30 protein-coding genes and 1 pseudogene are annotated in these 24,020 nt (G+C 42.8%); all 31 read right to left on the bottom strand.

What is annotated here, in order from left to right; all coding sequences use genetic code 11:
• Positions 1-175: 175 nt before the first annotated feature.
• Positions 176-361 (bottom strand): type Z 30S ribosomal protein S14, encoded by a 186-nt coding sequence (locus HMPREF9188_RS01695; protein ID WP_001085697.1) that lies wholly within the window; start codon positions 359-361, stop codon positions 176-178.
• A gap of 17 nt (positions 362-378) precedes the next feature.
• Positions 379-921, bottom strand: coding sequence for a 50S ribosomal protein L5 (rplE, locus tag HMPREF9188_RS01690; protein WP_000013542.1), 543 nt, complete (start codon positions 919-921; stop codon positions 379-381).
• Between the two features lie 23 nt (positions 922-944).
• Positions 945-1,250, bottom strand: a complete 306-nt coding sequence (gene rplX, locus HMPREF9188_RS01685) for a 50S ribosomal protein L24 (protein ID WP_000497691.1) — start codon at positions 1,248-1,250, stop codon at positions 945-947.
• Positions 1,251-1,327: 77 nt separating this feature from the next.
• Positions 1,328-1,696 (bottom strand): 50S ribosomal protein L14, encoded by a 369-nt coding sequence (rplN, locus tag HMPREF9188_RS01680; protein WP_000616547.1) that lies wholly within the window; start codon positions 1,694-1,696, stop codon positions 1,328-1,330.
• 25 nt (positions 1,697-1,721) lie between these two features.
• The gene (gene rpsQ, locus HMPREF9188_RS01675) at positions 1,722-1,982 is read right to left on the bottom strand and encodes a 30S ribosomal protein S17 (RefSeq protein ID WP_000440801.1); all 261 of its coding nucleotides are present in this window, start codon (positions 1,980-1,982) and stop codon (positions 1,722-1,724) included.
• Positions 1,983-2,006: 24 nt separating this feature from the next.
• Entirely contained in the window at positions 2,007-2,213 is a 207-nt protein-coding gene (gene rpmC / locus HMPREF9188_RS01670; RefSeq protein ID WP_000772918.1) for a 50S ribosomal protein L29, read from the bottom strand.
• A 9-nt stretch (positions 2,214-2,222) separates the two neighbouring features.
• Positions 2,223-2,636: a 50S ribosomal protein L16 gene (gene rplP, locus HMPREF9188_RS01665; RefSeq protein ID WP_000960947.1), complete on the bottom strand. Its 414-nt coding sequence runs from the start codon at positions 2,634-2,636 to the stop codon at positions 2,223-2,225.
• A gap of 3 nt (positions 2,637-2,639) precedes the next feature.
• A complete protein-coding gene (gene rpsC / locus HMPREF9188_RS01660) occupies positions 2,640-3,293 on the bottom strand; it encodes a 30S ribosomal protein S3 (RefSeq protein WP_000529936.1) in 654 nt (217 codons plus the stop codon).
• Between the two features lie 12 nt (positions 3,294-3,305).
• Positions 3,306-3,650: a 50S ribosomal protein L22 gene (gene rplV, locus HMPREF9188_RS01655; RefSeq protein ID WP_000818137.1), complete on the bottom strand. Its 345-nt coding sequence runs from the start codon at positions 3,648-3,650 to the stop codon at positions 3,306-3,308.
• An 11-nt stretch (positions 3,651-3,661) separates the two neighbouring features.
• The gene (rpsS, locus tag HMPREF9188_RS01650; protein WP_000533766.1) at positions 3,662-3,943 is read right to left on the bottom strand and encodes a 30S ribosomal protein S19; all 282 of its coding nucleotides are present in this window, start codon (positions 3,941-3,943) and stop codon (positions 3,662-3,664) included.
• Between the two features lie 103 nt (positions 3,944-4,046).
• Positions 4,047-4,880 carry a 50S ribosomal protein L2 gene (rplB, locus tag HMPREF9188_RS01645; RefSeq protein WP_000512901.1) on the bottom strand — a complete coding sequence of 278 codons (834 nt, stop codon included), beginning with the start codon at positions 4,878-4,880 and terminating at the stop codon, positions 4,047-4,049.
• Between the two features lie 17 nt (positions 4,881-4,897).
• Entirely contained in the window at positions 4,898-5,194 is a 297-nt protein-coding gene (locus HMPREF9188_RS01640; RefSeq protein ID WP_001055347.1) for a 50S ribosomal protein L23, read from the bottom strand.
• Positions 5,194-5,817 (bottom strand): 50S ribosomal protein L4, encoded by a 624-nt coding sequence (gene rplD / locus HMPREF9188_RS01635; protein WP_009729689.1) that lies wholly within the window; start codon positions 5,815-5,817, stop codon positions 5,194-5,196. The genes HMPREF9188_RS01640 and rplD overlap by 1 nt, the downstream gene beginning before the upstream one ends.
• A 24-nt stretch (positions 5,818-5,841) precedes the next feature.
• Entirely contained in the window at positions 5,842-6,468 is a 627-nt protein-coding gene (rplC, locus tag HMPREF9188_RS01630; protein ID WP_000160197.1) for a 50S ribosomal protein L3, read from the bottom strand.
• A gap of 82 nt (positions 6,469-6,550) precedes the next feature.
• A complete protein-coding gene (gene rpsJ / locus HMPREF9188_RS01625; protein ID WP_001284513.1) occupies positions 6,551-6,859 on the bottom strand; it encodes a 30S ribosomal protein S10 in 309 nt (102 codons plus the stop codon).
• A gap of 265 nt (positions 6,860-7,124) precedes the next feature.
• On the bottom strand, positions 7,125-7,751 hold the full coding sequence (locus HMPREF9188_RS01620; protein WP_009729688.1) for a uridine kinase family protein: 627 nt from the start codon (positions 7,749-7,751) through the stop codon (positions 7,125-7,127).
• Positions 7,748-8,344 carry an anaerobic ribonucleoside-triphosphate reductase activating protein gene (gene nrdG, locus HMPREF9188_RS01615; RefSeq protein WP_000220164.1) on the bottom strand — a complete coding sequence of 199 codons (597 nt, stop codon included), beginning with the start codon at positions 8,342-8,344 and terminating at the stop codon, positions 7,748-7,750. Before nrdG ends, HMPREF9188_RS01620 begins: the two co-directional genes overlap by 4 nt.
• 4 nt (positions 8,345-8,348) lie before the next feature.
• Positions 8,349-8,855, bottom strand: a complete 507-nt coding sequence (locus HMPREF9188_RS01610) for a GNAT family N-acetyltransferase (RefSeq protein WP_000423438.1) — start codon at positions 8,853-8,855, stop codon at positions 8,349-8,351.
• Positions 8,856-8,864: 9 nt separating this feature from the next.
• Positions 8,865-9,365 (bottom strand): GNAT family N-acetyltransferase, encoded by a 501-nt coding sequence (locus HMPREF9188_RS01605; RefSeq protein ID WP_000423432.1) that lies wholly within the window; start codon positions 9,363-9,365, stop codon positions 8,865-8,867.
• Positions 9,366-9,408: 43 nt separating this feature from the next.
• The gene (locus HMPREF9188_RS01600) at positions 9,409-9,549 is read right to left on the bottom strand and encodes a hypothetical protein (protein WP_000521625.1); all 141 of its coding nucleotides are present in this window, start codon (positions 9,547-9,549) and stop codon (positions 9,409-9,411) included.
• Positions 9,550-9,560: 11 nt separating this feature from the next.
• A complete protein-coding gene (gene nrdD, locus HMPREF9188_RS01595) occupies positions 9,561-11,768 on the bottom strand; it encodes an anaerobic ribonucleoside-triphosphate reductase (RefSeq protein ID WP_009729687.1) in 2,208 nt (735 codons plus the stop codon).
• A 128-nt stretch (positions 11,769-11,896) separates the two neighbouring features.
• Positions 11,897-13,414, bottom strand: coding sequence for a hypothetical protein (locus HMPREF9188_RS01590; RefSeq protein ID WP_009729686.1), 1,518 nt, complete (start codon positions 13,412-13,414; stop codon positions 11,897-11,899).
• 252 nt (positions 13,415-13,666) lie between these two features.
• Complete coding sequence (cls, locus tag HMPREF9188_RS01585) at positions 13,667-15,199, bottom strand: cardiolipin synthase (protein WP_009729684.1); 1,533 nt, start codon at positions 15,197-15,199, stop codon at positions 13,667-13,669.
• Positions 15,200-15,334: 135 nt separating this feature from the next.
• Entirely contained in the window at positions 15,335-16,279 is a 945-nt protein-coding gene (locus HMPREF9188_RS01580) for a 3-oxoacyl-[acyl-carrier-protein] synthase III C-terminal domain-containing protein (RefSeq protein WP_009729683.1), read from the bottom strand.
• A gap of 14 nt (positions 16,280-16,293) precedes the next feature.
• Complete coding sequence (locus HMPREF9188_RS01575; RefSeq protein ID WP_009729682.1) at positions 16,294-17,556, bottom strand: F390 synthetase-related protein; 1,263 nt, start codon at positions 17,554-17,556, stop codon at positions 16,294-16,296.
• The gene (locus HMPREF9188_RS01570) at positions 17,534-18,349 is read right to left on the bottom strand and encodes an MBL fold metallo-hydrolase (RefSeq protein ID WP_009729681.1); all 816 of its coding nucleotides are present in this window, start codon (positions 18,347-18,349) and stop codon (positions 17,534-17,536) included. Before HMPREF9188_RS01570 ends, HMPREF9188_RS01575 begins: the two co-directional genes overlap by 23 nt.
• Positions 18,324-19,304: an NAD-dependent epimerase/dehydratase family protein gene (locus HMPREF9188_RS01565; protein WP_009729680.1), complete on the bottom strand. Its 981-nt coding sequence runs from the start codon at positions 19,302-19,304 to the stop codon at positions 18,324-18,326. Before HMPREF9188_RS01565 ends, HMPREF9188_RS01570 begins: the two co-directional genes overlap by 26 nt.
• A gap of 3 nt (positions 19,305-19,307) precedes the next feature.
• Positions 19,308-20,576 carry a glycosyltransferase gene (locus tag HMPREF9188_RS01560; RefSeq protein WP_033588954.1) on the bottom strand — a complete coding sequence of 423 codons (1,269 nt, stop codon included), beginning with the start codon at positions 20,574-20,576 and terminating at the stop codon, positions 19,308-19,310.
• Between the two features lie 87 nt (positions 20,577-20,663).
• A complete protein-coding gene (locus HMPREF9188_RS01555; RefSeq protein ID WP_009729678.1) occupies positions 20,664-21,815 on the bottom strand; it encodes an iron-containing alcohol dehydrogenase in 1,152 nt (383 codons plus the stop codon).
• Between the two features lie 185 nt (positions 21,816-22,000).
• Positions 22,001-22,456 (bottom strand): annotated as a pseudogene (locus HMPREF9188_RS01550) (SP_0198 family lipoprotein).
• A 90-nt stretch (positions 22,457-22,546) separates the two neighbouring features.
• Entirely contained in the window at positions 22,547-23,797 is a 1,251-nt protein-coding gene (locus HMPREF9188_RS01545) for a bifunctional folylpolyglutamate synthase/dihydrofolate synthase (RefSeq protein WP_009729676.1), read from the bottom strand.
• Positions 23,798-24,020 lie beyond the last annotated feature (223 nt).

The raw sequence follows: 24,020 nt of genomic DNA, 5'->3' as shown, positions 1-24,020 counted from the left end.
TGCTCCAAAGCAAATTGGTCTTTTTTGCCAAAGCTGTAGCTCGTGTTCAAATTGGCAAGCCCAACTGAACCCGGGCTAAACTCTGCGTGAAAAAGATAAACTTTCCTAGAAACTTCAGTTTCTTCGTCAAGTTTCCTATTTTCACCTGGAGTTTTGACGCCCTTGATATCTTAAATTACCAAGATGCTTTTGTTACACCAGGAATTTGTCCTTTGTAAGCTAATTCACGGAAGCAAACACGGCAAAGTTTAAATTTGCGGTAAACTGAATGTGGACGACCACATTTTTCACAACGAGTATAAGCTTGAGTAGAGAACTTCGCTGGACGTTTGTTCTTAGCAATCATTGATTTTTTAGCCATTAGATTTACCTCCTATATTATTTTGCAAAAGGCATTCCAAGGCCTGTAAGCAATGCACGTGACTCTTCGTCAGTGTTAGCAGTTGTTACGATAACGATGTCAAGACCACGAGTTTTGTCAACGTCATCAAAGTTGATTTCTGGGAAGATCAATTGTTCTTTCACACCAAGAGTGTAGTTTCCGCGTCCATCAAATGATTTTGTTGGAACACCGTGGAAGTCACGCACACGTGGAAGTGAAACTGAAACCAATTTATCCAAGAATTCGTACATACGTTCCCCACGAAGGGTAACTTTTGCACCGATCGCTACACCTTCACGAAGACGGAAGCCGGCGATTGATTTTTTAGCTTTAGTGATAAGTGGTTTTTGACCTGAGATAAGTGCCAATTCTTCAGCAGCTTTTTCAAGGCTTTTAGCGTTTGATACAGCTTCACCAACACCCATGTTCAAAACGATCTTATCTACTTTAGGCACAGCCATCACTGATGAGTAGTTGAATTGTTCTGTCAAAGCAGGAACTACTTCATTAAGATATTTTTCTTTTAAACGATTTGCCATTATACTTCTCCTTTCCTTCGTGATTAATCAAGCACTTCGCCTGATTTTTTGTTGTAGCGAACTTTTTTACCGTCTACAAATTTGTAACCAACACGACCAGCTACACCATTTTTGTCCAATACTTGAACGTTTGATACGTGGATAGCTGCTTCTTTCTCGATGATACCACCTTGAGGAAGCTCGTTAGTTGGACGTTGGTGTTTCTTAACGATGTTAACACCTTCAACGATAACTTTGTTTACTTTTGGAAGGGCAGTAAGGACAACAGCCTCTGTTCCCTTATCTTTACCAGCGATTACGCGAACTTTGTCGCCTTTTTTTACAAACATTAGGTTTCTCCTTGATTTTTCTTACGCCCACAAGGGCACCCTAGCTTGAAGCTAGGGGACTAGTTTGTTTCTAAAAATTAAAGTACTTCTGGAGCAAGTGACACGATCTTCATGAAGCCACCTTCACGCAATTCACGTGCAACTGGGCCAAAGATACGTGTTCCGCGAGGAGTTTTATCATCACGGATGATAACGGCTGCATTTTCGTCAAACTTGATGTATGAACCATCAGCACGACGAGCACCTGATTTAGTACGAACGATAACAGCTTTTACAACGTCACCTTTTTTAACCGCACCACCAGGAGTAGCTTGTTTTACAGATGCCACAATAACATCACCGATGTTCGCAAATTTACGTTTAGAACCACCAAGAACTTTGATAGTCAAGATTTCGCGTGCACCGCTGTTGTCTGCGACTTTCAAACGAGTTTCTGTTTGAATCATTTCAGTTTTCTCCTTTCAGGTTTGATTAGATGATGACCGCTTCTTCAACAACTTCTACAAGACGGAAACGTTTTGTAGCTGAAAGCGGACGAGTTTCCATGATACGTACGATATCGCCTTCTTTGGCAACATTGTTTTCATCATGTGCTTTGTATTTCTTAGAGTAGTTAATACGTTTACCATAGACTGGGTGGTTACGTTTAGTTTCAACTACAACTGTGATTGTCTTGTCCATTTTGTCAGATACAACACGTCCAACAAGAACTTTACGATTATTGCGTTCCATTGAAATTTCTCCTTCCCTAGTCTATTATTTCGCTTCAGATTGAACTGTTTTGATACGAGCGATTTGTTTTTTAACTTCTTTCAAGCGAGCTGTTTGTTCCAATTGACCAGTAGCAGCTTGGAAACGAAGTTCAAACAATTCTTTTTTCAATTCGTTTTCGCGCTTCGCGAGTTCTTCTTGAGAAAGACCACGAAGTTCTTTAACAAATTCTTTTACTTCATTAAGTTTCATGCCTTCTCCTTATTCTGCTTCACGTTTTACGAATTTAGTTTTAACTGGCAATTTGTGGCTAGCAAGACGAAGCGCTTCACGTGCAATCTCTTCAGATACACCAGCGATTTCGAACATCACTTTACCGCGTTTAACTGGTGCAACCCAACCTTCAGGTGCCCCTTTACCAGATCCCATACGCACACCGATAGCTTTAGCAGTGTATGATTTGTGTGGGAAGATTTTAATCCAAACTTTACCACCACGTTTCATATAACGAGTCATGGCGATACGAGCAGCTTCGATTTGGCGGTTAGTAATCCAGTGGCTAGTTGTAGCTTGAAGGCCGTATTCACCGAATGCTACTTCTTTTCCACCTTTTGCTTCACCGCGCATTTTTCCACGGAATTCACGACGGTGTTTAACACGTTTAGGTACTAACATTGGTTATTTACCTCCTTTAGTGTTTTTACGAGCTGGAAGAACTTCACCACGGTAGATCCATACTTTAACACCAAGTTTACCGTATGTAGTATCTGCTTCTTCCCAAGCGTAATCGATATCTGCACGAAGTGTGTGGAGTGGAACAGTTCCTTCTGAGTATCCTTCAGCACGGGCAATATCTGCACCGTTCAAACGACCTGATACTTGAGTTTTGATTCCTTTAGCTCCAGCACGCATTGCGCGTTGGATTGCTTGTTTTTGTGCACGACGGAAAGCAACACGTTGCTCCAATTGACGAGCAATTCCTTCACCTACAAGGTGAGCATCCAAATCAGGTTGTTTGATTTCGATGATGTTGATGTGTACTTGTTTTCCAGTCAATTTGTTAAGTTTTGCACGGAGTGCATCAACGTTAGCGCCACCTTTACCGATAACCATACCTGGTTTAGCAGTGTGAAGTGAAACGTTAACTTTGTTCACTGCGCGTTCAATTTCGATAGTTGAAACTGCTGCGTCAGCAAGTTCTTTTTGAACGAATTTACGGATTGCAAGATCTTCATGAAGGTAATCCGCGTATTCTTTTTCAGCATACCATTTGGCATCCCAATCACGGATGATGCCGACACGCATACCAATTGGATGTACTTTTTGACCCACGATGTTACCTCCTTATTTTTCTGCAACAGCTACGGTGATGTGAGCTGTACGTTTGTTGATTGGTGAAGCTGAACCTTTCGCACGTGGACGGAAACGTTTCATAGTTGGTCCTTCGTTTGCGAATGCCTCAGATACTACCAAGTTAGCTTTGTCCAAACCAAAGTTGTTTTCAGCGTTAGCTACAGCTGAGTTCAAAACTTTCAAGATGATTTCAGCAGCTTTGTTTGGAGTGAATGTCAAAATTGCAATAGCGTCGGCTACGCTTTTACCACGAATATTGTCAAGAACAAGACGTGATTTACGAGGTGAAACACGTACTGTACGAGCCATTGCTTTAGCTGAAGTAATTTCTGCCATTTATGTTCTCCTTATTTTCTACGTGTTTTCTTGTCGTCTGCAGCGTGACCTTTGTAAGTACGAGTCGGTGCGAATTCACCAAGTTTGTGACCTACCATGTCTTCTTGGATGTAAACAGGTACGTGTTTACGTCCGTCATAAACTGCAATAGTGTAACCAATGAAACTTGGGAAGATCGTTGAACGACGTGACCAAGTTTTGATAACTTTTTTCTTTTCGTCGTTAGCTTGAGCTTCAACTTTTTTCATCAAATGCTCATCGACGAAAGGTCCTTTTTTAAGACTGCGTCCCATTTTTATGTTTTCTCCTTTAAATGTTGTACCACAGCGGCTTGCGCTCACATGGAGCGCTACCGAGCTGGCGGATTTCCTAGTTGCTTAAGCGACTAGTTTACTATTATTTCTCGTTGCGACGACGAACGATAAGTTTGTCGGATTTCGCTTTCTTGTTACGAGTTTTAAGACCAAGAGCAGGTTTGCCCCATGGAGTAGATGGCGCTTTACGACCAACTGGTGCTTTACCTTCACCACCACCGTGTGGGTGATCGTTAGGGTTCATTACAGAACCACGAACTGTTGGGCGGATACCTTTCCAACGGCTACGTCCTGCTTTACCAAGGTTTACAAGTCCATGTTGTTCGTTTCCGACAACACCAACTGTTGCACGACAAGTTCCAAGAATCATACGTACTTCGCCAGATTGAAGACGAACAAGAACATATTTACCTTCTTGACCCAATACTTGAGCAGAAGCTCCAGCTGCACGCACCAATTCTCCACCACGACCTGGTTTCAACTCGATGTTGTGGATCAAAGTACCAACTGGAATGTTAGCAAGTGGAAGAGCATTTCCGACTTTGATATCTGCTTCTGGGCCTGAAACGATACGTTGACCAACTTCAAGACCTTTTGGAGCGATGATGTATGCTTTCACACCGTCTGTGTAGTGTACAAGAGCGATGTTTGCAGAACGGTTTGGATCGTACTCGATAGTTTTAACAACTGCTTCAACGTTGTCTTTGTTACGTTTGAAGTCAACCAAACGGTAGAAACGTTTGTGCCCACCACCTTGGTGACGAACAGTGATACGACCGTTGTTGTTACGACCAGCCTTGTTCTTCAAAGCAACAAGCAATGATTTTTCAGGAGCGCTTGTTGTGATTTCAGCGAAATCCAAAGAAGTCATATTACGGCGACCGTTTGTTGTTGGTTTATAAACACGAATTCCCACGATATTTCCTCCTTAGATTATTCAGCTTCAGCAGCAAACAACTCGATCGCTTTTGAATCAGCTGTAAGTGTGATGATAGCTTTTTTAGTTTTGTTAGTAAAACCAGTGTAACGTCCAACACGTTTAGCTTTGGGTTTTACGTTGATTGTATTGACATTTGCAACCTTAACACCTTCAAAAGCAGCTTCAACAGCTTGCTTAATCAAAAGTTTGTGTGCACGAGTGTCAACTTCAAATACATACTTTCCTGCTTCAAGTTGAGCCATTGAGCTTTCAGTGATAACAGGTTTTTTGATAACATCATACAAATTCATTATGCAAGAACCTCCTCGATTTTAGAGATAGCTGCTTGAGTAACAAGGAGTTTGTCACTATTTGCGATGTCAAGAACACTTGCAGTTGTAGCAGTCGCAACTTTCACGTTTGAAAGGTTACGAGCTGAAAGAGCTGCGAATTCGTTTCCTTCTTCAAGAATAACAAGGACTTTAGAATCGATGCTCAAAGCTGCAAGAACTTTTGCAAATTCAGCAGTTTTTGGAGCTGTAAATTCAAGAGAATCAACGGCTACAAATTTGTTTTCAGCAACTTTTTCTGAGTAAACAGATTTAAGCGCAAGGCGACGAACTTTTTGAGGAAGTTTGTACGCATAGCTACGTGGAGTTGGTCCGAAGACAGTTCCACCACCACGCCATTGTGGAGAGCGGATAGAACCTTGACGAGCACGTCCAGTTCCTTTTTGACGCCATGGTTTGCGTCCGCCACCTGAAACAGCTGAGCGATTTTTAACTGCGTGAGTTCCTTGACGAAGGCTAGCACGTTGGCTGATGATCACATCAAACACAACAGATTGGTTTGGTTCAATACCAAAGATTGCATCGTTAAGAACAACTTCGCCAGCTTGTTTACCAGTTTGGTCGAATAATGTTACATTTGCCATTTTGACTGTATTCCCCTTTCCTTATTATTTACCAGCTTTAACTGCTGACTTGATAGTGATAAGAGATTTCTTAGCACCTGGTACGTTACCTTTGATAAGGATAACGTTCTTTTCTGGAACAACTTGTACAACTTCAAGGTTTTGAATTGTCACGCGGTCGCCACCCATACGTCCTGCAAGGTTTTTACCTTTGAACACGCGGTTAGGTGCAACAGGTCCCATAGAACCTGGACGACGGTGGTAACGAGAACCGTGAGCCATTGGTCCACGTGATTGTCCATGGCGTTTGATAACACCTTGGAAACCTTTACCTTTAGAAGTACCAGTTACGTCAACAACGTCTCCAGCTGCGAATGTTTCAACTGTGATTTCAGCACCAACTTCCAAGCCTTCAACGTTTTTGAATTCACGAATGAAGCGCTTAGGAGCCGTGTTAGCTTTCGCTACATGTCCTTTAGCAGGTTTGTTGCTCAATACTTCGCGTTTGTCATCAAAACCAACTTGGATAGCGTTGTATCCGTCTGTTTCAACAGTTTTAACTTGAAGAACAACGTTTGGAGTTGCTTCAATAACTGTTACAGGGATCAATTCGCCAGCTTCAGTGAAGATTTGAGTCATTCCCACTTTTTTCCCTAAGATTCCTTTTGTCATGAGAAAATAGTTCCTTTTCTATATTTTTTATTCAAAAAGTTTTTAACGAGCGTTTTTCATGCTCAAGGTATCAAGCTTTAAATTAAAGTTTGATTTCTACGTTTACACCACTTGGAAGATCCAATTTCATCAACGCATCAACTGTTTTTTGAGTTGGGTTAACGATATCGATCAAACGCTTGTGTGTACGCATTTCAAATTGTTCGCGAGAGTCTTTGTATTTGTGAGTCGCACGAATGATTGTGTAGAGGCTACGTTCAGTCGGAAGTGGGATTGGACCCGCAACTTGTGCACCTGTACGAGTAGCTGATTCTACGATTTTTGCAGCCGCTGTGTCAAGCGTACGGTGTTCGTAAGCTTTCAAACGGATACGGATTTTTTTGTTTGCCATCTTTTTCTCCTTTTCGTCTATTTAAGATAATAGGCTAGCTCCACAAGAAAACCGACGCGCGTTGCGTGGCAATGCAACCGAGCGTGTCGCAACCTCTTGCATCAAAGCTAAGGCTGTAATTTACAGCACCATAATAGAATAACACAAAGCCCCTGCGATTGCAAGGGATTTGTTAGGTTTTTTTCGTTTTTTTGGGATGAAACTGTTTTCCTATTTCATCTTCATACAATTACTAATTTACGACTATTAAAACCAATCTTTTCTTCTATATAATACGAGTCATTTTGACTTTGAATTTGTCTTGCGATTGATCCACTAAGATATCTGCTTTAGACTCGGTTTCTCTATAGTAACGCAGATACTGCTCCCGTCTCATTTGATGGCTAGCTAGTATAAAGGAAGTATCTCGATTTCTCATAATCGTATCTCGAGCTAGACGCCTTTTTATTTCTGTTTCTTCGTCCGCGTAGAAGCAGATAGTTTTGTCAAAGAGTTCCTTGGGTAGAAAGCCCACAGACATCCCTTCAACAATCAGAATTGGTTTTGCTCCAGATAAGATTTCACTAGCCTTCCACGGTTCATCGATTGTTAAGACATCCATACCTGCCTGCAAGGCGAGAATATCTCTCTGCAAACTTGCCAGTTCATGCGCTACAGGCAGACAAGCTGTCACCTTTTGATCAAGTGCTTGCTTTGGTACTACCAGGTGACGTTCTGAGGTGATATAGGGATCTGTTTCTAGCAAATTTACTGTAGTAGAATCTAGGGCTTGATATAATTCCTGAGCGAAGGTTGATTTACCTGAAGCCCCATGACCGTAAATCCCCAGCGTCCTAACCCTTCCCGTTTCAATCTCTGAAACCAGTTGTTCTATCAGGTCTTTTTTCTTCATTCTCTCTTCACCTGTTCATAGCTTTCTTTTCCGTCATTAAGCTTATCCCAAATCACTACTTGCCCACTTTTGAGAGATTTTTGCACATCGATAATCCGTTGATTAGAGGAACCTCGAAACTGGAGCATGAGATTACGCTTGCTTTTATCATACCGTCCATCGACAAGGATGTCAATCAGTGATAAGAGTTCCAGTTTATCTGGAGTTTCCAGCATCATTTCTTCCCACGTGTAGCCCGTCCAGGACCAGATGTCTTTATCTGGCAATTCCTTCCGAATGCGTTTAACGAGGGGCAAGAGGATACCAGTATTGAGAAAAGGTTCTCCTCCAAGTAAGGTCAAGCCTTGAACATAAGGTTGGGCAAGATCTTCCATGATCTGTTCTTCTAACTCTGGCGTATAGGGAATGCCTGCGTTGAAAGACCAAGTCGCAACATTATAGCACCCCTCGCAGTGAAACATACAGCCTGATACATAGAGAGAGTTGCGCACACCTTCTCCATCGACAAAGTTAAAGGCCTTATAATCAATGATCCGCCCTTTACTAAGTTCCTCGCTTTTCCATTCACCAGGTTTTGGTGTATTCCATGTCATCCTTCTACTCCAAATCTATCCAATAGCGCTGACTTCTATCGATTGTATTTTCGTAAACACCGCCAGCGGAGAGAATCGTGCGGCGGCTGGCTTCGTTGTCTTCATCGCAGGTAATCAGCACTCGTTCCAATCCTTGCTTTCGAGCCTCTGCTAGTCCTAATCTCAACTGCTCCTTCCCATATCCTTTGCCTCGTTGACTGGGACGGATAGAATAGCCAATATGACCGCCTTCCACAAATAATTTGTCATTCAAGGACAAGCGCAGGGCTAAAAATCCCAAAGGCAAGCCAGTCTCACCAAAGGATAAAAATTTGATTGCAGGAACCCAGCCTACTGGCAGGTTGGCAGCATCCTCTTGCTGCTCTACAATCTTTAAACAATCCTCATAATCCTTTGCTCGCTTCCAAGCGGAGCCCATGCCACCGTGCATATAGGATTTTGCTGCATCGAACTCCGCAATCATCTCTAATATCGCTTCTTTATCTTCCAAAGTTGGTCGTCTTAGCTCCATGCTTCCTCCTTAATCGACATCAACCCAGTAGCGCTCCGTTCCGTTTCGAACATCCTCATAGACACCACCATTAGCTAAGATAACAGCTCGGCTGGCAGGATTTTCTGTGCTACAAGTTACCAGAGCTCGTTTGATATTCTTTCCCTTAGCAACTTGTAGACCTTGTCGGAGGGATTCTTTCGCATAACCCTTACCTCTTTCAGATGGACGAATGGAGTAGCCAATATGGCCCCCATTTTCTAGTAAGTAGTCATTTAATCGGAGACGAAGGTTGAGAAAGCCAAGAGCTTGGCCTGCTACGTCAAAACTAACCAGCTGGATAGCAGGAACCCAGTTTTCAGGAATATTGAGTCCCGCTTCCGCTTGAAGATTTTCTTCTAGCCACTCTTCATAAACAAAATTGTTGGCGTTCCAAAACCCACCATCGTGGGCTGATTGAGTCTGTTCAAACTCTGCCATCATCTCTAAAACTGTTTCTTTATCTGCCAATGTTGGTCTGCGTAGTTCCATCCTTACCTCCTGCTAAGAGAAAAGCGAGAGCGGACTCTCACTTTTATTTTTTCTTGTTCTTGTTTAAAAACTGTTCTCTAAGATTGAGCAAGCGTTCTTTTTTACCTGTTCCACCTTTCGAATGTTTCTCGTGATAACGGGTCACTTGTGCACGTCCCTTATCGTCTAATTGGTATTTCCCCATTCCATTTCCTTCTAATTTGTTACTTCATGTCCGGCTGTTTTAATGGTTGAACCATTCATGTGTTTGACACGCGCAGCGATTTCCTTGTGGCGTCCATTAACCATCGGACGAGCCTGAGGGTTACCTAGATAGCCACAAGTTCGTTTGACTACGTCTACTGTTTTTGGGTCGCTATTCCCACAGTTTGGACAAGCAAAGCCCCTCTCTGTCGGTTCAAAATCCCCTTCAAAGTCACACTTATAACAATGATCAATCGGAGTATTGGTCCCTAGATAGCCTACACGATCATAGGCGTAGTCCCAGACAGCTTCCAAGGCTTTTGGATTTTGTTGGAGAACTGGATACTCACAGTAGTGGATGAAACCACCTGTTGCACCTGCTTCTGGATAAGCCTTCTCAAAGTCCAATTTTTCAAACGGCGTTGGATTTTTACGCACATCATAGTGGAACGAGTTGGTGTAGTATTCCTTGTCTGTAATATCAGGAATAGAACCGAACTTTTCTGTATCCAAGCGACAGAAGCGATCTGTTAGACTTTCAGACGGTGTTGAGTAGATAGAGAAATGATAGCCATATTGATCAGACCACTCTTCCACCCGACGTTTCATATCGCGAATGATATCCAGCGTGAATTCCTTGGCTTCTGGATTGTGTTCCCAGCTATTTCCAAAGAAGACTGTCGCTACCTCGTACAAACCAATGTAGCCCAGCGAAACTGTCGCACGACGATTCTTAAAGAGCTGATCAACGCTCTCGTCTTTTCCAAGACGGCGTCCGAAGGCCCCGTACTGATAGAGAATAGGGGCGTTTGCTGGTGTTGCTTCCTTGGTTCGTTCGACACGATAAACCAGAGCATCTTCTGCGATATTCATCCGCTCGTTGAAGATTTCCCAGAACTTATTCATGTCGCCCTCAGACTCAAGGGCGATACGAGGCAGATTGACTGTCACAACACCTAGATTCATCCGACCAGAATTGACTTCTACGCCATTCTCATCCTTCCATCCTTGGAGGAACGAACGGCAGCCCATAGGAACCTTGAAAGAACCAGTCAACTCGATAATCTTATCATAGGATAAGACATCCGGGTACATCCGTTTGGTTGCACACTCGAGGGCCAACTGTTTGATGTCATAGTTTGGAGTCCCTTCTTCCAAGTTAAGGCCTCTTTTAAGCGTAAAGATGAGTTTAGGGAAGATGGCTGTGCGGTGTTCTGAGCCAAGACCCTTGATACGAATGGTCAAGATAGCTTTTTGAATTTCCCGTTCAAAACGACTAGTTCCTAAACCAAAACCTAGTGAAGTAAAAGGTGTTTGTCCATTTGAAGTGAAGAGGGTGTTGATTTCATACTCAAGAGATTGCATGGCATCATAGATGTCTTTTTGGGTTTTCTTCCAAGCATAATCATCCCATTTTTCAGGCAAGACCCACTCTTCCGCATCTTTGAGGTGCTTTTGGTAATTCTTCTCTGCATAAGGTGCCAAGACTTCATCAATACGGTCAGCTGAACAGCCCCCGTACTGGCTAGAAGCAACGTTGGCAATGATTTGCGAAATCTGAGCTGTCGCAGTCTGGATAGACTTGGGACTCTCTACCTCTGCGTTACCAATTTTAAAGCCATTTTCCAACATCCCTTTAAAATCAATCAAACAGCAGTTAGTCATAGGAGTGTAGGGGCTGTAGTCCAAGTCATGATAGTGGATATCCCCTTTCTGGTGAGCATTGGCTACGTGCTTAGGAAGCATTTGCAATCCGATTGATTTCCCCACAATCCCTGCTGTCAAATCACGTTGAGTATTAAAGACATCGCTGTCTTTATTGGCATTTTCATTGACAACCGCTTGATCTTTATTGAGAAGTTTATGAATGCTAAAGTTGATATCTGTCGCTTTTGAGCGCTCAAAATCCCTCTGTGTCCGATAGGTGATATACTCTTCAGCCAAGGCATATTCTTTGGCTTCAAGAAGTTCATGTTCTACGATATTCTGAATCTCATAAATCTTCACACCTTTAGGGAAACGACTGTGAATTTCGGTAACGATTCTTTCAACTAGACCATTTAGGCGTTTTTCTACTAGAGGCGTAACGTCCATAACTTTTTCTGCCGCCTTGTGGAGAGCCTTGTCAATCTTGTCTACATCAAATACTACACGTCTACCATCTCGTTTTTCAACGAACAAGGTGGGAACGGTTGCAAGCTTTTCTTCTAATACAATCATATCCATGCTCTTTTCTAAAATATTGTTAAATAGTTTATATTCAGTATTATACCACTCTAAAAATAAAAATCAATATCTTGTGTTAAAAATCCTAAAATTTTTAAAATTCCACAAGATATTGATTTTTGTTATTTTGATTTATAAAGTTTGAACTCGCTAGTACTTGTCTGAACAAGCTCATAGTTTTCACTGAGCCAGCTCTCTACATCTGACCACAAGGCAACTTTTTGATTGACCACAATCATCTTCGGTTGATTCTCTTTCAGATCATTCATCAGTTTGGTTTTATTTTCGTCGCTTGCAGTATAGAGTGTTGGAGTTGATAGAGAAGTCGGCGCCAAGCGTTCACTTGCACGGTAGAAATCAGGACGATCATCCCAAGCATAGACACGATCCTCAGAACTCGTTTGCTGTTTTACCATGCTAGCAAGACGTTCTCTCTCCTGATAAGTCGCTGGATGCGAAAGGTAGCGACTCACGATAGGAAGAACAATAAGATAGGCAAGGGCAATCAGTGGTAGATAGAAATTTCCTTTAAGGAAAGAAGTTTGTTTCTCACGTCTTCTTCTACGACGACTGCCTCCATCCGAAACATCTTCCTTGATTCCTGTCAGAAGGAGCAAGACCAAGAAAGGAATTAGTACCACAAGATGAGTACCGTTGATGGGTTCTTTGGAAAAAATCAAGAGCCCCAAAGAAAGCAATAAGCCCAAACTAGCAGCAATCGATAGGGAATATTGCTTAGCTGATTTTGACTGGAACAAACCAGAAAAGAGCAAACTAAGGGAACCTAGCCCAATGGCAAGTAAGCCGTAGAAGGCTGCATTTTCAAGCAAATGCGCATTTGAAAAGAAGCTAAGAGTATTTACCGGATACAAGGTCTGGCTAATGGCATCCCCAAAACTACCTGTTAACACTGTATAGTAGCCCAAAGGATAGAATAAGAGTGAGAACCCTAAGGCTGACGCAAAAAATTGATATAAACCATGAACAAAGTGACCTTTGCCTAAGTTAAAGCCGATAATTCCCAAGGCTAGTGTAGCTGCAAATAAGGCTGTTGGGATTGGCGCAAGGAAGAAAGCGAGAGCAAGGCTCATACCAACACGTAAAAATCCTTTGTCACCGTTTGGATAAGCTAGGTAGTTCGTAACAATGCTAAGTGAATAAAATAGGAAAGGCAAGGCTAGCAAGAGAGCATAGCCACCACCAAAAGCGAGACCTGCTACCAACAAATTAAACACAAACACAAGCTGCTTGGCTTCTTCTACACGGTCTGTAAGACTATCCGCAGATTTAAAAAGAAAAACGCCTGCTCCAAACAAGGCCAACCACTCAACCAAAGCAATCAGAATACTGCCTTGTGAAAGATATGCAAGCAGGTAATAGAGCAATCCCTCCGTCCCAAAATAATCTGTATACATTTGACCATTTTGATGCAAAGCCCAACCGGTATAAAGATCCTGAGTTTGTCGCGGACTCACTAAACCAAAAATAAGGGGGATAACCACAGAAATAGCTGTAGCCACTAAACTCCAAAGCAAGATACTAAAAAAGGGGGTCGGAGCTCCTTCTCGCTTTTCTGGAACAGACCAGTCTTGGTAATGAGATTCTTCTTGTTTCTCATCTATTTTCCCATATACATTCATTCAATTTCTCCTCTAAGTTTATCTGTTTTAGTATATCAAAATCTTACAGGAATGTCAGCTTGGGATTGATATTTGCTGAATTTCTTATCCAATATCGCAAAGCGTTCGATTTCACGAAAACGGTGGAATCGACTGTCTCTATACTCTCTAATAAAATCGTCATCTTCTAGATTAAGCATGGTTTTCTCCTTTACCTATCTATTCGTAAGAAGACAAAAAAGATCCAGCCTTGGGCTAGATCTTGATGGATAGTTAGAGCATAGGTGCAAACAACTGGACAATTTCCTTGATCAGGCTTTGATACCAGCTTGTTTTGATGGTGTGGGGATAAATTTCTTGAGAAACTTTAAAAATCTCTTCAAAGTCCCTTTCAATATCGATGATGGCCTGCGTTCTATAAAGCAAGACGGCATTTTCATAGTGGTGAAGCAAACTCCGATAGTCAAAATTGATGGTTCCCACAGTAGCCGCCTCTCCATCAACAAGCATTTGCTTGCTATGAAGGAATCCCGGGCTATACTCATAAATACGAACCCCCGCAGATAGCAAGTCTGGGTAGGCTCCTCGAGTAACTAACTGAATAACCTTCTTATCTGGGATACACGGCGTCACAATTCGCACATCTACCCCTCTCAGAGCTGCATTTTTGATACTTTCAGTTAGATCGTAGTCGGCGATCAGATAGGGAGTCGTGATGTAGACGTAGTCTGTAGCTTGATTGATAAGATTTTGATAGACCGTTTTTCCAACCTGGGCTCGGTATATTGGTTTGGGACCGCTACTGTAGGGAATACAGAGCCCCATCCCATCTTTTGGTTGATTTTCGAGATGGTATTGGTCAAAGTCGCTAATTTCTCCACGGTTGATATACCAGGTTGATAAAAAGAGTCTAGTAAAAGCCTTGACCGCTGATCCATCTAGGCGAATACCGCTATCTTTCCAATAACCAAAGCGTTCGATATGGTTGATATACTCATCTGCCAGATTGACACCACCTGTATAGGCAATTTGACCATCAATAACCATGATTTTACGGTGGTCACGGTTGTTATAGGCGACGGTTAAGCGCGGAATCACCTTATTAAATTTATGGGCCTCAATTCCTCGACCACGAAGGTGGATGGTGTAATCTCCAGGCAAAGTGGCCATACAACCAATATCATCATAGAGGAGCTTCACCTCTACTCCTTGAGCTGCCTTTTCTTCCAAAATCTCCAAAATACTATTCCACATCAAACCTTCTTCGATGATATAGTATTCGAGAAAGATAAACTTCTCTGCTTTCTTGAGATCTTCTAGCATCTGATGCCACATGCTTTTACCAGATGCAAAAAATTGGGTATCCGTTCGATTATAGACATCTGCATTCGTGTCCATACTGAGGAGAGATTTGATAACCCCGTAAGCCGACTTGTCTTGTTCTTTTAACTCCAAACGGAGAGCCCTGCTATTGTCCTCTCGGTAAACCATTGATTGGAGCTGCTTTAGCTGCTTCAATTCTTTTTTAGATAAACGGCGCTCTCCAAACATGATATAGAGCAAAGGGCCAAAAACTGGCACAAAGGCTACTAACAACCATGTTACCTTACTCTCAGGATTCATAGATCTATTCACAATCGATACAATGGTCGCTAAGCTCACTAAGATGACTAGGATAATCCAGACAATCGGAGCCATCCGCCCTAGATAGAGAAATAAACCAAAGACGATAAATAATTCTGCCAACATAACGGTAATACTAAAACCATATTTGGACATGAGTAGCTGCATTTTTCTAGCCGTCATACATCCCCTTCCTTTTCTAACATTCTCCTTAACTGCTTGATAAACTAATCTTTCTACTAGTATACCTCAGTTCAGGGGCAGATGGCAACCTTTTGCCTTTGCTCAAATTCCAGTCGTTTCGTGTTTAGATGATTGTTACAATTTCAGAGCCAACATATTGACCGTCATACCAGCTGCAGTCCCCATAAGGTAGACGACATCTCCCTCCTTGATAAGTCCATGTCCCAAAGAATAAGCCAAGCCAAACGGTACAGAGACTGACACCATATTTCCATAGTCAGTAACTAAGTTGAGGTATTGATCCTCAGCTACACCTAGCTTTTCCATAACCAAAGGAAGGGCGCGACTAGCTTGATGAGGAATGATATAGTCCACATCTCCCAAGGCTAGCTGTGTTTTTTCTTGAAACTCTTCAAACATGACTGGGATTTTACGAGCAGACAAGAGGAGGATTTTCTTCCCCTTCATGTCAAACATATAGTTGGTCTTATTCGCTTCAGAGTACTCTTTTGGTTGAAAAGAAGTTAGACCTCCACGAATCTCCGTATCGTGAGCCCCTTCTGACCAAGTACGTTGGAGACTAGCAATGACCCCTTTTTCCTGATGACTTTTTTGGAAAATAAAGGCTGCCGCCCCATCACTAAAGAGTTCAAAACTTTCTTTTTGCTTGGGATTGAGCCCTAAACTTCCAACCTCACTAGACACAATCAAGACACGATTGTATTCGCCCGCCTCAATCAAGTGGGACATAGTCGATAGAGCAGAAATAAAGCTGGTACAGGTCGTATTGATATCCATGGCTGGAATAGAGAGTCCTTTTGCCACGCGCTCATGAATCAAGGCTGCCGTACAAGGAATAGGCTGAACTCCAACTGCACTAGCTGATACAAGGCAATCGATATCTTTAATATCCAAATTTGCATGTTCAAGTGCGCGCTGGATAGCTCCTTCTGCCAAGTCGAGTTGCGTTTCTTCATTTTCAACTACACGATAACGGGTCTGGTCTTTGAATTGGACGGTATGCTTGGGAAGGCAAACACCATAACCAGCGATTTCTACATGTCTTTTTACTTCTGTCATTGTCTATTATCCTTTCATAAACGTTGGATTCGTTTGAGTTTACGGCTAGTATCCCAGTGATAATCTGAAAATTGGATTTCGGGAACTATAAACTGCTTTTGCTGGGCCAGGAGTTGAAACTGTGCTAGAATAGATGCTTCCACTGCCTCATCTCGTTCACTTAGGCAAACTTCCACTAACTTCTCAGAATGTTGCTTGACTTGGTAATCCCCTACATTCTCCACAAAGAGGATGCACCGTCTGATAAAGTCTGGATAGATGGTCACTTGACCCCCATCCAGTCCATCGAAATAGAAGATGTCGTCAGAGCGTCCTTCGACCTTGTCAATCCGTGTATAGCAGGAGCCACATGGACAAGGCTCCGGATTTTCAACCAAGATATCATTGAGCTGGTAGCGATAAACAGGCTGACTGCTTCGTTTAAAGTCCGTAATGATTGGATAAAAACGGCGGTCATCCAGATACTGCTTTTCCACAAAGATAATGTCTTCGTTGAGATGGAGATTGCCAGCTGAGCAAGTACAGGCTAGAAAACCTTCAGTTGCCTGATAAACCTGGTCAATAATGGATAGAGAAAAGGCTTCTGCGATGCGTTCCCTATCCTTATCTTCCAAAATTTCTGCCACCGAAACGATTTTTTGTGGATGAATGGCTAACTCTCCGGCCTTTAGTCGTTTGCTCAACTCGAGCAACATAGAGGCAGGCGCCACCACAATGGTCGGTTGGTAGCTATTGAGACGGCCGATATGGTCATCCGTATTTTTAAAAATATCAAAGTACTCTAACCGAATGAGCGCTGTATTAATAGTCTGATAGAGTTCATTATCAGCTCTCAGAAAAAAAGCGATGCGATGGCCAAACAGCTGGCCCTTGGGCAACATCTTGGCTAAAATAGCCGCCGCCCACATACTGCGCTCTTTCTCGGTCGTGATAAAGAGACCTCGATGTCCAGACGTCCCTGAAGATAGCCCAACCGCTACTTCACCTTTTAGTTCCGTAAAGTCACGTGTTTTCTCACTTTCTATGGCCAGAGCTAGAGCTTCATCTCGATCCACTCCTTGAGTGTTGAGCTTATTGAAATGTTCCATCATAAAGGCCTTGTCCATATGATCAAAGTCGCTAGGAACCCCATTTTTAAAATAAGGTGACTCACGTTTTAGAAAGGCCATATAGTTAGCTAATTGCTTTTTCTGATAGTTTTCTAAGGCTTCTCGAGACTTAAAATTATGAAGCCAACGCGTTTGGATAAAAGTTTTAAGAAAGGTTATTTTTTTCATACAAAATTCGCTCAATCCTTTCTACAGGGTCATGGCTGACCAGTACCTCGATACCATCTCTTAGAACATTTTCTAAGAACTCTGCCCCCTTGATATAGGCTTCCTTGTTGTCCTGCACCAAGGAAGGAATCAGGTGCATCTGCTTGGTATAAGGTAAGAGGTCAATTCCCCAACAGAGGTCTGCTGCAATGAGAAGGTCATGATCAGGAATAAAGAGACAGGCTTGCCCCTTGGCATGTCCATCTACTGATGCTACTAGGATACTGCCATCTCCAAAGAGGTCACAAATTGGACCATAGGGAAAATTTGAATAGCGCTGATTTGCCTTGATAACGGTCAGTCTTTTCTCAAAATCAGCTGGTAAAAACTCTTTAAAGATCAAATCCTTAAGCTTGGGTTTCTGATAAACTTCAAAAACCTCTTGAGTCAGGATAAATTGAGCGTTCGGGAAAAAACTAGCCCCTCCTAAATGGTCTGGATGGAGATGAGACAACATGACATAGGTAATCTCTTCTGGCCTAATTCCTTTTGCCTTCAATAAGTATGAAATCTGATCCTTTTCCGTCATTTGAACAGGAGTTCCTAGACGGTAAAAACCATAGCGTAGCTTCGTCTTAATGTTATAGTGATAACCCGTATCATAGAGCAGATACCCCTTATCTCTATGCTTGATCAGAAATACTCCCGCTGGGAAGGTCATTTTTTTATTCTTGACTCCCTTAAACAGTAAACCCGCATAGCTGGTACAGTAGCCGGCCGGGAAATAATCAATGCTTTCGATAATCTTGGACATATTGGTCAATCCCTTCTGAAATACTGATTCGAGGGCGATAACCCAAGTCTCGCTCCGCCTTGCTGATGTCCAGCGTCTGGCTATACCTCAGCAAGTAATAGGTATAGCGTGTCAGAACCGGTTCTCCTTTGAGATGCAAGATCTTGTAAATAAACTCTAGCGTACTCGCAATAGCTGAAAGAAGAGAAGCTGGCACTTTTCGGTATGTTATCGGATAGCCTAGCCCTCTCAAAGTTTCTTCTATCAGACTCCTAAATTCCCTTGGTTCTCCATTGGTGATGTTATAGACTTCGCCACTAGCTTGAGGGGCCTCTAGAGCCAAACGAATGGCCAGAGCAACATTTTCCACACAGGTCATATCCATGAGCTGGCGACCGTCCCCTATCAAGGGAATGCCAATCTTCTGACTGAGTTTGAGAACTCGGGGTAAAATACTGGTATCCCCAATCCCAAAAAGCCCACGGGGGCGTAAGATGATGCTAGGTACATCCGGATAATCCTTAAACAGCTTCTCCGAAGCCAGTTTACTACGTATATAGTTGTTAAGCTTGTTTTCCTGCGGAGCTTCGCTTTCTTTGATAGCAAGCTGATCTCGAGGCGCAGCATAGATGCTCGGCGATGATACATAAACTAAACGCTGAATACCGGCCTCTCGACAAGCATCCAGAACATACTTGGTTCCCAAGACATTTGTCTGGTAGAAATCCTCCCAAGGACCCCAAACGGTAGAAAGAGCACCCGCATGCACAACCATGTCCATCCCCTGACAAGCCTGAGCCAAATCCTCTTGCTTGGTCAAATCTCCCTGAAAAAATGTTACTAAGGAATTTTCCAAAGACTGACCTGCCTTGGGATTGCGTCCAAAAGCGCGTACCTGATAGCCCTGCTGACTGAGCTCTTCAACAACATACTTGCCTAGAAAGCCCGTAGCACCTGTTACCAATACTTTCTTCATTTTTTACTTCTCCTTGTCCCCTAAGAGCCGATGTATTTCGCTCTTCAGAATCTCTGTTGGCTGATAGATTTGAGCTGCACGACTGAGGTTCTTCAAATCTGGCCAGTTCTCCCGAGCCAATAATTCATCAAAAGCTCGCCCAATCGCTTCCGTATCCTCTCGTTTAGCGGTCAAAGCAATCCCTGCCTCTAAGCCACGAACCGCATAGTCATACTGATCATAGTCATGGGGGAGAATCAAGGCAGGCTTGCCATAGATGATACACTGGTAAAAAATACCCGCACCGCCATGATGAATCACATAATCCATCTGAGGAATGTACTCCTTATAGGGAAGATAGGATACCACCGAAACATTGTCCATGAGCTCTTCACATTGGAAGTCTTGTCCGCCAAACCCCAGAGTTACAAAGAAGTGGCAATCTGGATGGGCTTTAGCCAATTGTTGTGTCTGATAGAGGAGATTGTCTTTGGCCCATGCTAGCTGAGTGCCGCAGGAGACAAGGACCTTCTTATACCCTGCATAAGGAGCCAAATCGAGGAGGTAATTCTCTGCCCTCTCAATCGAAGAGCCAAAAGGTCCCACCCAAAGGTAGTGCTCTGGAAAACCACTTTTCAGCTCCAACTCTTTCATCCCAATCCCCAAGATGGAATAGGGTGAATAGATGGTTTCCTGACCTTTCTGATTGTAGAGCTTAAAATCGTAACGTTTCAATCGTTCTCTCAATAAAAAGCTTACGATTCGTTTCCCTAAACGAGTCCCTTTTCTTCCTAGCCATTGCTGAGCAGATTGGAAAGATGTTTTTGGACTACCCATTCCTCCAAAGAAACAAGGCGGTCCATCTGTTGTTTCAATGGCAAACTGTGTCGCCATAGTGGTAACCCAAGGAATCCCCAACTCTTCCGCTACAAGTCCTCCAGAGAGGGTTATAAAGTCCGCAATCACAATATCTGGTCGATTTTTCTGCCACTCTTGCACTAGTTGGTCAGACACCACATCGATCAAATCAAGACTAGCTGACAACTGTCGATAAGCAGAAATAAGGTTTAATTGCCCTTCATTGTTGGCTACGCGCTCAAATTCATCTACAGAATTTTCTAAAATGGGAATCACCTGGAATTCCATCTCCTCTGCGACAGCTTTTCGTTGCGGTCCTGTAAATAATCGAATCTCATACAAGGGATCCTTCAACAAGGGTGCGAGTAGATTCAAGGTTGGGAAGAGATGCCCACTTAAGGGCACTACAACCACATCAATTTTGATTTTTCTCATATGTCTAGGATAGCAAATTTTTAAAAAAAGAACTACCAAAATGATAGTTCTTTCCAGCATTATTTAGTTTCTTTTTCACTTTAAAAATTAGAAGAGTTCTTTGTAGAGAGCAATGGTTTCTTCTAAAGTTGGCATAAATGGATTGCCTGGCGCACATGCATCAATCAAAGCATTCTTAGAAAGGTAGTCAAAGTCAAAGTCTTTTTCTTGGATACCGAGTTCAGTGAGTTTCTTAGGAATACCAACAGTTTCAGAAAGTTTCTCAATCTCAGTGATAGCATAGTCAGCACATTCTTGGTCTGTTTTCCCTTCCACATGAAGTCCCAAGGCCTTGGCTACATTGCGGAAAGCTTCTGGTACACGCTTGGCATTTTCACGTTCTACAACTGGGAGAAGCATGGCACAGCAGACACCATGTGGCAAGTTATATACTGCACCGAGTTGGTGAGCCATAGAGTGAACGTAGCCCAAACCAGCATTGTTAAAGCTCATACCACCGAGGAAGATAGCATTGACCATACCCTCACGCGCTTCAATATCATGGCCATTTGCCACAGCACGAGGAAGATACTCCTTGATGAGTTCAATCGCTCCGATAGAGAGTTTCTTGGTCACATCATAAGCACCCGGTGTTACCAAGGCTTCGACAGCGTGGGTAAGAGCATCCATACCTGTCGCTGCTGTAAGCGCTTGAGGTTTTGAAAGCATGAGTTCTGGATCATTGACAGAGATGAGGGCGAGGCTGTTCTTATCAACCATTACCATCTTGGCCTTGCGTTCTTCGTCAGTAATGACATAGTTGATGGTGATTTCTGCTGAAGTTCCAGCTGTTGTATTGATAGCAACCACTGGCAACCCTTTTTCAGCAGACTTGTGAAGTCCTTCGTAGTCCTGTGGTTTGCCACCATTTGTAGCGATGATAGAGATACAACTAGCCGCATCCTGTGGAGACCCACCACCAAGACTGATGATAAAGTCACATCCATGCTCTTTCAGGGCAGCCACTCCGTCTGTGACGTTCTTGCAAGTCGGATTTGGCTCCACATCGCTAAAGATCACATATTCGATCCCTTCAGCATCTAATGGTTTTAGGACTTTGGGTAAAATATCACTGCCTTCGATGAACTTGTCTGTCACCAAAAGAGCCTTTTTATACCCCAGTTCCTTGATATACGGACCTACTTCATTTACAACACCTTTACCAATAAGGTTAACTGCCGGAACGTAAAATGTAGCCATATGTTTTTCCTCCTGCGCCTTTGCGCTATTTGATTATTTACCTTAAGTATACGACCTTACCCTTCATTTTACAAATATTTGTAAGCGCTTTAAATAAAAAAATAGTAAAGAACTACTGGTCACGTTTTTAAACAAAAAAGCTCCAAAAAGATGGATTTTATCTCATTGGAACTTTTACTGAATGATTATTGCTTAGTTAATACCACTCGGTCAGATGGCTCTCGATCCATATCATCGATAATCAATTGATTACCATTAACCGTGTAAATTTTGACATCATCACCGATAATGACACGTTGATTTTCTGGCTCAAAGGTGACTTGCTGGATTTCCTTATCTCCATCTGGCTCGACCTCAGTCCATCTACCAGTTTCACCTGTTACAACAAGAGTGATTTGGTCATTCTCATCTTTTCCAGTATAGGTACCATCGATGTTCGTAGGTTGAGCTACAGTAGTGTCCTGACTTGAGGATGCCTGTGGTTGACTAGCACTTGTAACAGTGCTAGAAGATGATTCTTGTTGAGTAGATGATTACTGAGCAGATTGCTGGGTAGAGGCTTGTGCCTTAGGTCCACAAGCTGCTAAAAGACTAAGAATTGCTAAAGAAGCAATAGAAAGTGTGAATGTTCTCGTTTTCATAGCGATTTCCTTTCTTTTGTGCCAATGTTTTGCTGGAATCGTTTCCAGATATACCTCCTAGCTACAGTATAGCAACCTAAACCTAGAAGGTCAACTAATCTCATCGCTTCCTACCAAACTTGCTCGCACTTCCGAGATAAAGTAGAGGGAGCCCGTCACGAAAAGCAGGTCCTGATCATTGGCATTTTCTTCAAATTCGCTGATAAAATCACGATAAGAGTCAACCAGTTTATAACCAGAAACATCGCTTTCTTCTAAAGAGCCTTGGTAGTCAAAGCCTGTTACCTTAAGTTCCACCTGAGGCAACTGCTCCGTTAGATAGCCTAGCATCCCCTGATAATCCTTGCGTTTAAGAGCACCAAAAAGGACATGAACCTGGTATCCTTGCTGAATTTTCCCTTGGATAAACTCGACCAGACGAGTCAAGGCTGGAAGATTGTGAGCCCCATCTAGGTAGATATGCGGACGAATCCGTTCCAATCGACCGGCCCAGTGGGTCTCTTTCAAGGCCTGTCTGACAAGCTCTTCTTCGACCCTTTCACCTCCTGATGCCATAAACAGAAGAAAAGTTTGTAAAGCCAAGGCGGCATTTTCTTGCTGATAAGCACCTTCCAAACTGATTTCAAGCCGTGAAAAACTTGCTAGCTTACTTGAAAAATCTCCCGCATTTAAGGTGAAGTCTTGCCCGGTTTGATAAAGGTCTACATCTAACTCTCTCGCTTTACTTTGGCAGACAAGCTCTGCTTCTGGAGAAAGCTTAGCAATGACCGCCTTCTTGCCAGACTTGAAAATACCAGCTTTCTGATCTGCTATTTTCTCCAGACTATCGCCCAAGGTCTCCTGATGATCTAGACCAATCGAAGTAATAACTGCAATCTCGCCTGTTACGACATTAGTCGTGTCAAGCAAACCACCAATCCCCACTTCTAGAAGAACCAGATCCACTTCCTGCTCTTTAAAGTAAAGCAAGGCAATCAGGGTCAACAACTCAAAGAAAGACAAGTGGTCATGTGTTTCTAAAAGCGTCTTTTCCATCTCATTGACTTGGTTAGCTATACGGACAAAGTCTTCCTCCGCGATCGGCTGTCCATTAATACAGATTCGATCATGGATGCTGATGATATGAGGAGAGGTAAAAGTACCAACTTTTTTACCATGAGCAACAAACAACTCCCTCATAAAGGCGATAGTTGACCCTTTACCGTTAGTCCCTGTTACGTGGATAATAGGATAAGTCCTCTCTGGATTCCCCAGCAAATCCACAGCTCGCTGCATTCGTCCAAGACCAGATCTAAAGTTTAAACCAATCCGACTATGCAGCCATTCTTCTACTTCAAACATACATGTCTCCTTAACAAAAGTCCAATCAACTACCACATCAAAGTATGATTACAAATAAAAAGCGAGGTCGGGACTAAAATCCCGACCTCTTACCTGGTTAGCTAATCACTAGCTACTATGAATTTCAACGTGGGGTAAAAACGTCCCCCAGACTTACCAGTTCTCTCTTATTTAAAGGAACTGGGGTAAAAATATCCCCCGGACGTTCCTGCGTTTCTAATTT

The sequence above is a fragment of the Streptococcus sp. F0441 genome (assembly GCF_000314775.2).
GTDB lineage: Bacteria > Bacillota > Bacilli > Lactobacillales > Streptococcaceae > Streptococcus.
The sequence above is the reverse complement of the archived record's forward strand: the minus strand, read 5'-3'. Positions and strand labels throughout refer to the sequence as shown.

Bases quoted from the DNA above. Each gene is read 5' to 3' on its own strand.
- HMPREF9188_RS01695 (WP_001085697.1), bottom strand. From the start codon at position 361: ATGGCTAAAAAATCAATGATTGCTAAGAACAAACGTCCAGCGAAGTTC.
- rplE (WP_000013542.1), bottom strand. From the start codon at position 921: ATGGCAAATCGTTTAAAAGAAAAATATCTTAATGAAGTAGTTCCTGCT.
- rplX (WP_000497691.1), bottom strand. From the start codon at position 1,250: ATGTTTGTAAAAAAAGGCGACAAAGTTCGCGTAATCGCTGGTAAAGAT.
- rplN (WP_000616547.1), bottom strand. From the start codon at position 1,696: ATGATTCAAACAGAAACTCGTTTGAAAGTCGCAGACAACAGCGGTGCA.
- rpsQ (WP_000440801.1), bottom strand. From the start codon at position 1,982: ATGGAACGCAATAATCGTAAAGTTCTTGTTGGACGTGTTGTATCTGAC.
- rpmC (WP_000772918.1), bottom strand. From the start codon at position 2,213: ATGAAACTTAATGAAGTAAAAGAATTTGTTAAAGAACTTCGTGGTCTT.
- rplP (WP_000960947.1), bottom strand. From the start codon at position 2,636: ATGTTAGTACCTAAACGTGTTAAACACCGTCGTGAATTCCGTGGAAAA.
- rplV (WP_000818137.1), bottom strand. From the start codon at position 3,650: ATGGCAGAAATTACTTCAGCTAAAGCAATGGCTCGTACAGTACGTGTT.
- rpsS (WP_000533766.1), bottom strand. From the start codon at position 3,943: ATGGGACGCAGTCTTAAAAAAGGACCTTTCGTCGATGAGCATTTGATG.
- HMPREF9188_RS01640 (WP_001055347.1), bottom strand. From the start codon at position 5,194: ATGAATTTGTATGATGTTATCAAAAAACCTGTTATCACTGAAAGCTCA.
- rplD (WP_009729689.1), bottom strand. From the start codon at position 5,817: ATGGCAAATGTAACATTATTCGACCAAACTGGTAAACAAGCTGGCGAA.
- rplC (WP_000160197.1), bottom strand. From the start codon at position 6,468: ATGACAAAAGGAATCTTAGGGAAAAAAGTGGGAATGACTCAAATCTTC.
- rpsJ (WP_001284513.1), bottom strand. From the start codon at position 6,859: ATGGCAAACAAAAAAATCCGTATCCGTTTGAAAGCTTACGAACACCGT.
- HMPREF9188_RS01620 (WP_009729688.1), bottom strand. From the start codon at position 7,751: ATGAAGAAAAAAGACCTGATAGAACAACTGGTTTCAGAGATTGAAACG.
- nrdG (WP_000220164.1), bottom strand. From the start codon at position 8,344: ATGACATGGAATACACCAAAACCTGGTGAATGGAAAAGCGAGGAACTT.
- HMPREF9188_RS01610 (WP_000423438.1), bottom strand. From the start codon at position 8,855: ATGGAGCTAAGACGACCAACTTTGGAAGATAAAGAAGCGATATTAGAG.
- HMPREF9188_RS01605 (WP_000423432.1), bottom strand. From the start codon at position 9,365: ATGGAACTACGCAGACCAACATTGGCAGATAAAGAAACAGTTTTAGAG.
- HMPREF9188_RS01600 (WP_000521625.1), bottom strand. From the start codon at position 9,549: ATGGGGAAATACCAATTAGACGATAAGGGACGTGCACAAGTGACCCGT.
- nrdD (WP_009729687.1), bottom strand. From the start codon at position 11,768: ATGATTGTATTAGAAGAAAAGCTTGCAACCGTTCCCACCTTGTTCGTT.
- HMPREF9188_RS01590 (WP_009729686.1), bottom strand. From the start codon at position 13,414: ATGAATGTATATGGGAAAATAGATGAGAAACAAGAAGAATCTCATTAC.
- cls (WP_009729684.1), bottom strand. From the start codon at position 15,199: ATGACGGCTAGAAAAATGCAGCTACTCATGTCCAAATATGGTTTTAGT.
- HMPREF9188_RS01580 (WP_009729683.1), bottom strand. From the start codon at position 16,279: ATGACAGAAGTAAAAAGACATGTAGAAATCGCTGGTTATGGTGTTTGC.
- HMPREF9188_RS01575 (WP_009729682.1), bottom strand. From the start codon at position 17,556: ATGAAAAAAATAACCTTTCTTAAAACTTTTATCCAAACGCGTTGGCTT.
- HMPREF9188_RS01570 (WP_009729681.1), bottom strand. From the start codon at position 18,349: ATGTCCAAGATTATCGAAAGCATTGATTATTTCCCGGCCGGCTACTGT.
- HMPREF9188_RS01565 (WP_009729680.1), bottom strand. From the start codon at position 19,304: ATGAAGAAAGTATTGGTAACAGGTGCTACGGGCTTTCTAGGCAAGTAT.
- HMPREF9188_RS01560 (WP_033588954.1), bottom strand. From the start codon at position 20,576: ATGAGAAAAATCAAAATTGATGTGGTTGTAGTGCCCTTAAGTGGGCAT.
- HMPREF9188_RS01555 (WP_009729678.1), bottom strand. From the start codon at position 21,815: ATGGCTACATTTTACGTTCCGGCAGTTAACCTTATTGGTAAAGGTGTT.
- HMPREF9188_RS01545 (WP_009729676.1), bottom strand. From the start codon at position 23,797: ATGTTTGAAGTAGAAGAATGGCTGCATAGTCGGATTGGTTTAAACTTT.